Below are 11,815 nucleotides of genomic sequence, written 5' to 3'. Positions count from 1 at the left end.
TAGTGCGTTCATTTTCTTGCATGTTACAAAAAGAAGTTATATTTTTGCACCTCGAAATAATTAACAAAATTAATTAACATTATGAACAATTACGAAACTGTTTTCATTTTAACTCCCGTTCTATCTGACGCACAGGTGGAGGAAGCAGTGAAAAAATTTGAAGACTTATTGACTTCACACAATTGCGAAATCGTTGCCAAAGAAAAATGGGGACTGAAAAAATTAGCCTATCCAATTCAATTAAAAAAGAATGGATTCTACACTTTGATCGAATTCAAAGGTGAAGGTACTGTAGTAGCAGATCTGGAACTTGCTTTCAAACGTGATGAGAGAATCATCCGTTACCTGACTACAAAACTTGACAAACATGCGATCGAGTATGCAGTAACAAGAAGAGCGAAAGTGAAAACTGCGAAAGCTTAATTTTAACCCTTAAAAAAGAAAAGACATGGCAATAGATGATATGGCTAAACAAGCCTCAGCAGGAGGAGAATCTGAAGTAAGATTTTTAACTCCACTTGACATCAATACAAAATCTGACAAAAAATACTGTAGATTCAAAAAATTCGGAATCAAACATGTAGATTATAAAGATGCAGATTTCCTTCTTCAGTTCGTTAACGAGCAAGGTAAAATTTTACCAAGAAGATATACAGGAACTTCTTTGAAATACCAAAGAAAAGTATCTGCAGCCATCAAAAGAGCAAGACATTTGGCAATGATGCCTTATGTAGCGGATCTTTTGAAATAAGACAAAATAGATAAAAGAATAAAAAAAGAAACTTAATTTGATTAAGTTTCTTTTTCAAAACTTTTGTTGCTGATTTATAAATTAATTCTAACGATTTTTTGATAAAAGAAGATTATTCTTTTTTCTAAAATTAAAAACGGACAACAACAATGGACATTATCCTAAAAAAAGACGTAGAAAACTTAGGTTTAGAGTTTGATACAGTAAGTGTAAAACCTGGTTATGCAAGAAACTTCTTGTTACCACAAGGATTAGCACTTTTGGCAACGCCGAAAAACAAAGCAGCTTTAGCAGAAACTTTAGAAGCCAGAAAAGACGAAGAAGCGAAATTGGTTGCGGCTGCAAATGCAATCGTAGATCAATTGAAAAAAACAAACATCACTATCGCCACTAAAGTGGGTACTGGTGACAAATTGTTTGGTTCAATCAACAACGCTAACCTTTCTGACGAATTATCTAAAGTAGGGGTACAGGTTGATAAAAAATACATCAAGATTCCAGGGAACAACATTAAGAGAACTGGTAAATCTACTGCAATCATCAGACTTCACAGAGAAGTGGAATACAGCTACGAATTCGAAATCGTTTCTGATGCTCCGCCAGTGGTAGAAGCTCCTAAACCAGTTGCTAAACCAAAAGCAGTGACAACAGAAGAGACTCCAGCTGAAGAAGCATAAGAGAGTTTTTGAAATAAGTAAAATCCGTTATCATTTATTTGATAGCGGATTTTTTTGGATAAATGTAATGGTCAATGCAAATCAAGCCCAAAACTTGGAGAGAAAGATATAAATATTTAATTTTGAAGACTGTTAACTTCTTAAATTTCTGCTGGTCTAAACAACCAATAAAGAGGAGGCAGATCTTCAATTGTTCTCCGAAACCGATATTCACCTCCTAATACAATGATAGGAGTCAGCATACAGTCAGCATAAGGTCAGCATAAGCCAGGGGTTGGTATGGGGATGAGTACACTTTTGTTATCTGGAGAAATGGGTACAAATGGGCATAGTTTGCGGTGTTGCAATATCTTTTTAGCGCCCGCACTGAAATCCGATTGCTGGCCAAGTACTGTATTTTCAGATTATCCAAAATTTTTTGCTTAGCCCCCCAAGTTTTGAAACTGATCCGAATAGTGAATAGTGAATTTATATTCATTGGTTTAAATTTTCAGTTCAAAGTTTGGAATTTTCTCTAAATTTCTCGAATCAAATTATTCGGTCTTCAATGAAGTTAAGTTCAGGAAATTAATGATCCAAACCAGAAGGAAAACATTTTGAATTCTAGATTTATGCGGTGATATTTTTGGCTCTTTTGAGGAAATCCCTAATTCCCTGCTGTACTGTTTGTGTCCGGTTTGTTTATAGAATCCATTTATTCCATATGCTTTAAAAAATGCTGTATTATCAATATTTGACAATAAGATTCAAATAAAAAAAACCATAAAGATAGTCTCTTGAAGCCGTAATTAACTTTCAATATCATCTGTCGATTACTTCCATTATCTTTCGTCATTTTCATCAATCAGTTCAACACAAAAAAGAAGCCGTCTCATAACTATATGAAACGGCTTTTTTTATGGTTTTCTCACGGACTCCTGTTCGAGCATAGGGTTCAAATATTAGAATCTCTGAGGGTTAGTTGGAGTATTGAGACACTTTCTTTTAATTAATAGCAACTTATTTGTTTTTACAAATTTTAATATTTCCCTGCGGGTGTTTTTACATTTCCTAAAATATCCGGGAAGTAATAATCGGCAAGATGCTCAAATTCGTCTCCGCGCATAAACATATTTGCATCAACTTCGCTATACGACGATTTTCCGGCAGCGCCAATAAGCTCGTTACAGGTACGCAAAGTGTTTTTGTGGAAGTGATATACACGCTCACTCTTATCGGTTACATCTAATCCTTTAATAAGCATTTTATCCTGGGTCGCCACTCCGGTCGGACAAGTATTGGTATTACATCTCAATGCCTGAATACAGCCTAAAGCAAACATAAATCCTCTGGCGTTGTTACACATATCTGCCCCCATCGCAATGGCGCGCAGGATATCAAGTGAAGTCAATACTTTGCCACTTGCGATTACTTTCAGTTTATCTCTTACATTGAAATTGGTCAAAGTTCTATTGACAAAGATTAAAGAAGGTTCCAATGGCATTCCCACTCCATCAGAAAATTCTGGCGGTGCGGCTCCTGTTCCTCCTTCTGCTCCATCTACGGTAATAAAATCAGGATAAATTTTCAATACATTCATCTGTGCGCAAATATCTTCAAACTCTTTGGTATCACCGATACATAATTTGAAACCGACTGGTTTTCCGCCTGAAAGTTCTCTTAATTCCTGTACAAATCTCAGCAGCCCCGCCGCATCAGAAAATGCAGAATGCGATGGTGGCGAAATAATAGTCATACCCGGTTGTACGTGACGAATGGCTGCAATTTCCGGCGTATTTTTAGAACCCGGCAATACTCCACCGTGTCCTGGTTTTGCTCCTTGAGATATTTTTATCTCGATCATTTTTACGGCTGGAATCGACACATTTTTCTTGAAAATCTCTGGTGAAAATCTACCGTGGTCATCTCTACAACCGAAATATCCGGTTCCGATCTGCCAGCATAAATCACCACCTTCCAGGTGATAAGGCGAAATTCCACCTTCTCCTGTATTGTGGTAAAATCCACCTTTTTTTGCACCTCTGTTTAAAGCCATCTGCGCACGGTCACTTAATGATCCAAAACTCATGGCAGAGATATTGAAAAGTGACGCTTTGTATTTCTGAGTACACTGATCGCCGCCGACCAATACGGTAGGTAATTCCTCTGAAGGTGATTTGGCGTATATCGAATGTTTTATTCCTTCATATTTTCTGTTATTGATCTCTAATTGTGTCCCAAAAGGCACTGTATCGCTAATGTTTTTCGCTCTTCTATAGGCAGCGGAACGTTCGTTTCTTGGAAAAGGTTTTCCATCAGTTTCTCTTTCGATGAAATACTGCTGCATTTCAGGCGAAATTTCTTCGAAAAAATACCGGAAATAACCCAACACCGGAAAGTTACGAAGAATGGCATGTTTAGTCTGGAAACTGTTGTAAAGCCCCAATATATAAATACAACTAAGCAGAATCGGGATCCAATAATGAGTTTTAATTAATATAGATATTACCCATGTTACCACCAGAAGAACTAATCCCCACCTAATGAATTTTTCTCTCATTACAATTTTTTTATTTAGTGCCCCAAAAATAATAATAATAAACGGACAAAAAAAACCGCTTTCATTAATTTTGAAAACGGCTCTATTGATAGTTTCTATTTTACTTATTCCAATTGATTTTTACAGTTTTCACCTGTTCAGAATCGGTACCGATCATAATATCAAAGTCACCTGCTTCCCAATTATATTCCAAGGAATGGTTGTAGAATTTCAGTTCTTCGGGAGAGATATTAAAAGTTACTTTCTTACTTTCCCCTTTCTTTAAAAATATTTTTTGGAAACCTTTTAATTCTTTCACAGGTCTTGTAATGCTGCCAACAATATCTCTTATATAAAGCTGCACTACTTCTGCGCCATCATAATTCCCAGTGTTGGTCACCGTAACTGATGCCAGGATGGTTTGATTTCCTTTTGGATTTACGTTAGAAACCGAAATATCAGAATAATTAAAATGGGTATAACTTAATCCATAACCGAATGGATAAAGCGGCGTATTGCATTCGTCCATAAAATTGGAACGGAATCGCTCATATTCACATTTTTCTGTTTTTTCAGCACTCAAAGGTCGTCCGGTATTTTTATGATTGTAATATAATGGAATCTGACCTACACTTCTTGGGAACGTCATCGGCAATTTTCCGGAAGGATTTACTTTTCCAAAAAGAACATCTGTAATGGCATTTCCTGCTTCAGTTCCCGGAAACCAAACATTTAAAATGGCGTCTGGAATATCTTTCATATTGGTTAAAGCCAATGGTCTTCCAGTGAAAAGAACGACTACGATTGGTTTTCCTGTTTTCTTTAACTCCATTAATAAATCAACCTGGGAAACCGGAATATCAATTTCTGTTCTGGAAGAAGACTCCCCACTCATCTCTGCAGACTCTCCGATGGCAAGTACAACTACATCTGCCTGATTAGCAACTGATATTGCTTCTTTCAGCAATTCTTCTTTCGAACGGGAATCCCGGTCTGTTAGTTTTCCGTGTGCAGCATAGATATTTTCGAGCTTTTCACTGTAATCGATATTGGCGCCTTTTGCTGAAAGGAATTTTACCTGTTTGCCCAAATTATCCTGCAGTCCTTTTACTAAAGAAACAGAATTAGCATGATTTGCACCAACGCTCCACGTCCCAGCCATATTAAGCGCGTTGTTCACCAGTGGACCAATGACTGCCACGGTTCCTGATTTTTTCAGCGGTAAAATCTGATTTTCATTCTTCATCAAAACCATTGACTGTGCGGCCGTATTTCTTGCAATATTTCTATTCTCTAAGCTGTACACTTCTTTGGCGGCCAATTTTGCGTCACCATATCGGTAGGGATCATCAAACAATCCTAAATCATATTTTGCTTCCAAAACTCTTCTGGCAGCGAGATCAATGGACGCTTGAGTCACTTTTCCTTCCTGCAGGGATTTCTTTAAGGTTTTCAAAAAACCTTCGCCCACCATATCCATATCGATTCCTGCATTCAGTGACATTGCAGAAACATGTTGTAAATCTCCCATGCCATGATCTACCATTTCATTAATCCCTGTATAATCAGTGACAATAAACCCATCGAAACCCCACTGATTCCGAAGCACTTCCGTTTGCAGCCATCGGTTCCCTGTGGCGGGAATTCCGTCGACTTCATTAAAAGAAGCCATTACAGAGCCTACGCCGGCTTCTACTGCCGCTTTATAAGGTGGGAAATATTCGTTAAACATTCTGAGGCGGCTCATGTCAACCGTGTTGTAATCCCTACCCGCTTCAGGAGCGCCATATAAGGCGAAATGTTTCACGCACGCCAGGATGGTATTACGATGTGATAAATCTTTACCTTGATAACCGTAAACCATTGCTTTTGCGATTTCACTTCCTAAGTACGGATCTTCGCCGGATCCTTCAGAAACCCTTCCCCATCTTGGTTCACGGGATATATCCGTCATTGGGGAAAATGTCCAGGAAATGCCATCTGCAGTGGCTTCTTTGGCGGCAACTCTGGCGGACTGCTGAATCAAATCCATATCCCAAGAGGCTGCTAACCCCAATGGGATTGGGAAATTTGTTTCATAGCCATGGATGACATCCATCCCAAAAATGAGTGGAATTTTTAAACGGCTTTTTTCAACGGCGACCTTCTGAACGGCTTTGATTTTATCAGCTCCTTTAATATTGAAAAGTCCGCCGACCAGACCGTCTTCAATTTTTTTTCCGATGTCGGAATTTTGCGCCTGTCCGGTGGTAAAATCTCCGGCACTCGGTAAATTAAGCTGACCGATTTTTTCATCTAAGGTCATTTTCGCCAAAAGATTTTCGATAAAAACTTTTTTCTTGGCTTTATACTGACTGGTCTGGAAAGACTGTACCGGTTTATTGACAATATCCTGTGCCATTACCAAAGGCGAAAGTGCCATCGCTGCCAGCAAAACTATTTTTTTCATTTTAATTAAATTTCGTTTATTTCTTTACTCTATTTTTTTGAGCGAGCATCACTCATACAACTTCGGATTAGAATGATTTTTTCTATGGTTTCAATCGTTAAAAAATTAAAAGGTGTACTTTGTTGATTTAAAATCTAATTTTTTCAGTCCTTGCTTAATTTCAGGGGCATTCATAAATAAATTCCATAGTAAACCTGTTCTGAAATTCTCGATCATGGGTGAAATGGTGCCCTGATCGATTGCCAAATATCTTGGTGTAAACCAGTCATTATAATTAATTGAAGTTGCATCGTAGGGACCAGCAGAGCCAATGAATTCTGGTTTTTCCTGATATAAAAATCTTAAAAAATCCATCGATTCTTTTGGCGTGTAAGGAAAACTGCTGAGCGCTGCGGTAGGATTAATTACCCCTGAATCATTGATGGGAGTATGCGCAGTGTAACCAACAGAACCATCATTATTTCTCGTATAACCTGCTGAAAGTCCCCAGTAATTTGGTCCGTAACCTTTCCAACCTTTTGGATTTTCGACGCAGTATTTATAATCAATTAGGACCTGATTTTTATTAAGATCAAAATAGTTGGCAACATACCGGTCAGAGAGACCAGTTGGATCTAATCCGAGATAAGAATATTGTGCCCAGAAAAGCGGACCGCCATACTCTTCAGCGCCATTATGTTTCACATACATCGGCAATCCGTACTTGGATTTATCGGTAGTGTAAGTTCCGTTTCTCGTCCATCCCTTATAATAGGTTTCCGCATCAATTGGATAGGTTGGTGAAGAGGCGGCTAAAATATAGGTTACTAAAGTTTCATCATATCCTTTTAAAGGGAAATTCATTTCCCAACCATAGGTCGGAGACCAATGCCAATAGAGCGTTTTTTCGCCACCTTTGGTGTACCAGTTCCACTCTACTCCTTTCCAAAGATCATCCATTTTCTGGGCAAGATTTTTTTCTTCCTGATTTCCGTTTTTAAAGTATTCGCGCACTGAAATAATTCCCTGAACTAAAAATGCAGTTTCTACTAAATCACCACCATTATCTTTTTTACCAAATGGAACTGTTTTTCCGGTTTCTCCATTTATCCAATGCGACCAAGCACCATGATGCCGGTCTGACTTTGCCAGAAAATCTGCCATCGTCGTTAATCGCTGAACGGCTTCTTTTCGAGGAATAAATTTTCTTTCAACTCCGACGAGAATGGTCATCATTCCGAAACCTGAGCCTCCAGTAGTAATAACGTTTTTATCATTTTGAGGATAAATATTGTCCTCATGATAACGCTCCCGTCCTAACCTGGAGTTGGGTTCAGCTTCTTCCCAGAAATATTTTAATACATCTCTCTGTACCTGATTCATCAATGCTTCATCTGATTTGTTTATCATCTGATTTTCGGTTGCTATAATAACTGGTTTCGTACTTTCACACGACATTAACAACACACCGGCCAATGTTGAAATAAGAATAATTTTCTTCATGAATACCTAATTAATTTCGAAATTTTTAATTTTTAAAATCCATATCTGCTTGAATGAAAGCCCAATTTAATTAATCCCTGCTTAATATCCGGCGCATTCATAAATAATTTCCAAAGGAACTCTGACTGATGGTTTTCAATCATTGGAGAAATTGTTCCCTGATCTATTGCTAAATATCTTGGAGTAACCCAATTATAATGGACTGAATATGCATCATATGGACCTGCTACACCAACATATTTCGTATAATTTTCGTTGTACAAAAACCTTAAATAGCTTATGCTTTCTGCGGGAGTATAAGCTATATTGGAAATGGCCGCTGTAGGAGAAATCACTCCTAAATCATTGTTTGGCTGATGGGCAGAATAGCCTGTTGTCCCATCTGCGTTTCGGCTGTAACTTGCAGTTAATCCCCAATTCTTTGTACTGTAACCCGTCCAGTTTTTAGGATTTTCTATAGCATATTGATGCATTATTTTTGCATGATTTGTCGCAACATCTCCATAATTCACGTATTCATCGGAAAGTCCTCGAGGATCCAAACCAAGGAAAGAGTAGTGTGAGAAAAACATTGGTCCTACTGTTCCACTTGCTCCATTATGATTAACTATTAATGGGATTCCATATTGTGATGCAGCAGTTTTTATACTCCCATTTCTTGCCCAACCCTGTTGATAAACTGTTTTAGCAATAGAATAATTGGGTGAAGCCGCCGCCAGAATATATGTAATTAAAGTTTCATCATAACCCTGTATTTTTAGATTCATCTGAAAATCGTAATTGGGCGACCAGTGCCAGTACAAAACGTTTTGACCTTGTGTATACCAATTCCATTCGACACCTCTCCAGAGTTCATCAGCTTTTTTACTCAAAGCGAGTTCCTGTGCATCTGTAGAAGTTTTAAAATATTCCCGGACACAGATTAACCCTTGAACAAGAAATGCTGTTTCAACCAAATCACCTCCATTATCCATTGTACCAAAAGGAATCACATTTCCATTGTTACCATTGATCCAATGAGGCCAGGCTCCATGAAAACGGTTGGCATTCTGCAAAAAATTAAGAGAAGTTGTCAATCTGGAAACGGCTTCAGTCCTTGGAACATCACCATTTTTAATGGCTACCAGAATGGTCATTAAACCAAAACCAGAACCTCCCGTAGTAATCACTGAAGCATCTGTTCCCGGATTATCGGTATGGTAACGTTCCCGTGCTAATTTCGAATTCGCTTCTGCATAATCCCAAAAATATTTGGTAACTCCTTTTTGAGTCATTCCGATAATTTGAGGATCGGTATAAACAGCATTTATCGGAGGTTCACTACCGCCGCCGCCAATTGGTGTTCCGCCACTTTTTGGTGGTGAATCACGCGAGCATGAAACAAGCAAAAAAGCTGCAGCCAATAATTGGATTGATGTTTTCATTTATTTTTATATCAAAAGAGCCACCTCACGATGGCTCTGTTATGAGTTTATCTATTGTCTTTTTCCAGTTTGTAAAGCGCGTTTACATCTGCACTTTTCAGTGGAATATTATAAATTCTAAATTCATCTAACATTCCGGCAAAACTTGTTGCCCAATCTTGCGGCGAGCCATTGTTTTGAGGAGGATTAGTATCAAACTGGTGTGTTCCTATTACCACTTTGCCATTGGTCCCAACCAATTGAATTGCACCATAACCAGGAACGCCTTTTGGATTATCAAGTCCTCCAGAATCTTTTGCAAACCATGGAGCAGATCCAGTGACACCTTCGGCAGGAGCAAAAGGAAAACCTGTTAGATTAGCTGCCGGTTCTCCATTGAGATAAGCACTTACCTTGCTGGTTGCCGGGTCATAAGTTACGGTAACATAAATCCATTTATTTTTGCTTCCATCGATATTCATCATCACGCTTTGCCCTCTCCAGTCCACTGCAGGTCTTCCGTTTTCCACCGAAAGTTTTAGGCGGATACGGTCTGGGTTTGCATTGTCCGGGTTATCAATAAATAAATTAATTCCACCCCAAAATTCGGTTGGGCGGACAATTGAAAAAATTCCCTGCGCTCCTTTCCCCTGACCTGGAGTTGCCGGATCTACCGAATTGGCACTTTTCATCCAAAATGAAAAAGTAAAGGCGCTAAGTCCGGTAACCGCGGGCGAAATATTTGCAACGGCATATCTTTTCTGAGAATCAGAACCGCTGTACGCTTTTCCTTTAATCCCGGAATCATATGCTACTGAAGTCCCTATAGCATTAGTTATATTATTGTATTTATCATTAAGATTGTCTTCAAAGCTAAGTTTGGTGATAAGATTGGCAGCGGCAACATCATCTGAATTTTCATATCCGCCGATGGCTGCGTACGGGACAGGAAGATTATCACGGTCAATACTGTCTTCACAACTCAGTGTAATGGCACCCATCAAAAAAGCTACCCCGATATATTTAATTAATGTTCTATTTTTCATAATCAATATTTTTTGAAAATTAATAGTTAGGATTTTGCGCAGATAATCCTTTGGCTTCAGCAATAAAAGAACTCGGCAAAGGAAATACTTCATGTTTTCCTAAGACAAAAGTTTTTCCGTCTGCGGCCATCGCTGCCTTTGCCTGTCCTGTTCTTACCAAATCAAACCACCGGTCATGTTCCAGCGCTAATTCTAATCTTCTCTCCTGCCAGATTGCTGTTCTTACATCAGCTTGTGAAACTGCCGTAGAATTTGCTAATCCCGCTCTGTTTCTAACTTGATTTAAGAATGGAAGTGCGGCGGCAGTTTGACCCAGTTCATTCATGGCTTCAGCTTTCATTAATAAAACCTCGGCATATCTAAGATATCTGATATTGGTGTCCGAGTAATCATCCCCCGTATAATTGGAAGAATATACTTTGTAATTGTAAAAAGGATTTTCTACTGTAGCCGGTACAACTCTGCCATCATATAAAGTTGAGTTTCTAAAAATAATCGTTGCATCTCTTCTTTTGGTATCACCCGCAGCGTTGAACGCATCCACTAAATTTTGAGATGGTGTTGCAAAACCCCAACCCCAGCCTCCTGCACCACGTGCACCCTGGGTCTGAGAATACTGTTGAATTCCGGGTTGTTGTGGGCCCCCTTTTCCCTGGATTTCAAAAATGGATTCTTGATTATTTTCTCCTGAAATTTTATAAATATCTGCAAAGTTGGGTGTGAGTGAATAACCTGTTACCAAATTACAATTATCAATCACTTTCTGCCAATTTTTTTGATAAAGATCTACTTTCGCCAGCAGTGCGTAAGCTGCACCTTTTGAAGCGCGACCTTTGTTTGCAGCCGAGTAAGTGTTTTTATCTGGTAAGGCTCCAATTGCATCATTCAAGTCATTCATAATGAAAGCATAAACCTCTTCTTTTGATTTTCTGGTCAGCAACATTTTTCTATCGGCTTCGTTTCCCGCAACTGGAACGTGATCCACAACAGGTATACCTCCAAAAGATCTCACTAAAATAAAATAGGAGAATGCACGAAGAAATTTAGCTTCTCCTGTTAATCGATTTTTAAGATCTGCATTGGCATTGGTAAGCAGAGGAAGATAAGACAATGCCTGATTAGACCGGTTGATTGCCTGATAATGACCTTGCCATACATCTTGAAAAGAACTTCCTGTTGCAGTGAAATTCAAGGCATCTAATAAATCTTTGTCACCACCTGAGTCACCCGGTGAAGACCCTTTATCAGCTTCATCAGATGCAATGGTTGTAATGCCAACCCAGGAAAACGAACTGATATTCCAATCTAAATATTTAGCATAAATCGCAGAAACGAAACTTTCGGCACCGGTGTCATTATTGAGCAAAGACAGGTCGTCAGTAGAAATTGCTTCTGTTGGTTTTACCTCTAAAAAATCATTACGACAACTCTGACTAGAGAGTGAAAATAAAAGTAATGATGATAATATTATTATTTTCTTATTCATTTT

The 11,815-nt window shown here is 38.6% G+C and carries 9 protein-coding genes; 3 read left to right on the top strand and 6 right to left on the bottom strand.

What is annotated here, in order from left to right:
* Window positions 1-81 precede the first annotated feature (81 nt).
* From rpsF to rplI, 3 genes are all read left to right on the top strand, one after another.
* On the top strand, window positions 82-423 hold the full coding sequence (gene rpsF / locus NBC122_RS10150) for a 30S ribosomal protein S6 (RefSeq protein ID WP_133440261.1): 342 nt from the start codon (window positions 82-84) through the stop codon (window positions 421-423).
* Between the two features lie 25 nt (window positions 424-448).
* Window positions 449-751, top strand: coding sequence for a 30S ribosomal protein S18 (gene rpsR / locus NBC122_RS10145; RefSeq protein WP_133440260.1), 303 nt, complete (start codon window positions 449-451; stop codon window positions 749-751).
* A 149-nt stretch (window positions 752-900) separates the two neighbouring features.
* Window positions 901-1,428, top strand: a complete 528-nt coding sequence (gene rplI, locus NBC122_RS10140; RefSeq protein WP_133440259.1) for a 50S ribosomal protein L9 — start codon at window positions 901-903, stop codon at window positions 1,426-1,428.
* Between the two features lie 1,018 nt (window positions 1,429-2,446).
* On the opposite strand, the gene NBC122_RS10135 is transcribed toward rplI, so the two are convergent.
* The 6 genes from NBC122_RS10135 to NBC122_RS10110 form a co-directional block, all read right to left on the bottom strand.
* Entirely contained in the window at window positions 2,447-3,967 is a 1,521-nt protein-coding gene (locus NBC122_RS10135) for an FMN-binding glutamate synthase family protein (RefSeq protein ID WP_133440258.1), read from the bottom strand.
* Between the two features lie 100 nt (window positions 3,968-4,067).
* Entirely contained in the window at window positions 4,068-6,395 is a 2,328-nt protein-coding gene (bglX, locus tag NBC122_RS10130; RefSeq protein WP_133440257.1) for a beta-glucosidase BglX, read from the bottom strand.
* A 105-nt stretch (window positions 6,396-6,500) separates the two neighbouring features.
* Entirely contained in the window at window positions 6,501-7,877 is a 1,377-nt protein-coding gene (locus tag NBC122_RS10125) for a glucoamylase family protein (protein ID WP_133440256.1), read from the bottom strand.
* Window positions 7,878-7,909: 32 nt separating this feature from the next.
* The gene (locus NBC122_RS10120; RefSeq protein WP_133440255.1) at window positions 7,910-9,301 is read right to left on the bottom strand and encodes a glucoamylase family protein; all 1,392 of its coding nucleotides are present in this window, start codon (window positions 9,299-9,301) and stop codon (window positions 7,910-7,912) included.
* Window positions 9,302-9,348: 47 nt separating this feature from the next.
* Window positions 9,349-10,326 (bottom strand): LamG domain-containing protein, encoded by a 978-nt coding sequence (locus NBC122_RS10115; RefSeq protein WP_165983210.1) that lies wholly within the window; start codon window positions 10,324-10,326, stop codon window positions 9,349-9,351.
* Between the two features lie 19 nt (window positions 10,327-10,345).
* Window positions 10,346-11,812 carry a RagB/SusD family nutrient uptake outer membrane protein gene (locus NBC122_RS10110; protein WP_133440253.1) on the bottom strand — a complete coding sequence of 489 codons (1,467 nt, stop codon included), beginning with the start codon at window positions 11,810-11,812 and terminating at the stop codon, window positions 10,346-10,348.
* Between the last annotated feature and the right edge of the window lie 3 nt (window positions 11,813-11,815).

The organism is Chryseobacterium salivictor, from assembly GCF_004359195.1.
In the GTDB taxonomy this organism is placed as follows: Bacteria; Bacteroidota; Bacteroidia; order Flavobacteriales; family Weeksellaceae; genus Kaistella; species Kaistella salivictor.
The sequence above is the reverse complement of the archived record's forward strand: the minus strand, read 5'-3'. Positions and strand labels throughout refer to the sequence as shown.

Coding starts and splice junctions, on each gene's coding strand:
- rpsF (WP_133440261.1), top strand. CDS start 82: ATGAACAATTACGAAACTGTTTTCATTTTAACTCCCGTTCTATCTGAC.
- rpsR (WP_133440260.1), top strand. CDS start 449: ATGGCAATAGATGATATGGCTAAACAAGCCTCAGCAGGAGGAGAATCT.
- rplI (WP_133440259.1), top strand. CDS start 901: ATGGACATTATCCTAAAAAAAGACGTAGAAAACTTAGGTTTAGAGTTT.
- NBC122_RS10135 (WP_133440258.1), bottom strand. CDS start 3,967: ATGAGAGAAAAATTCATTAGGTGGGGATTAGTTCTTCTGGTGGTAACA.
- bglX (WP_133440257.1), bottom strand. CDS start 6,395: ATGAAAAAAATAGTTTTGCTGGCAGCGATGGCACTTTCGCCTTTGGTA.
- NBC122_RS10125 (WP_133440256.1), bottom strand. CDS start 7,877: ATGAAGAAAATTATTCTTATTTCAACATTGGCCGGTGTGTTGTTAATG.
- NBC122_RS10120 (WP_133440255.1), bottom strand. CDS start 9,301: ATGAAAACATCAATCCAATTATTGGCTGCAGCTTTTTTGCTTGTTTCA.
- NBC122_RS10115 (WP_165983210.1), bottom strand. CDS start 10,326: ATGAAAAATAGAACATTAATTAAATATATCGGGGTAGCTTTTTTGATG.
- NBC122_RS10110 (WP_133440253.1), bottom strand. CDS start 11,812: ATGAATAAGAAAATAATAATATTATCATCATTACTTTTATTTTCACTC.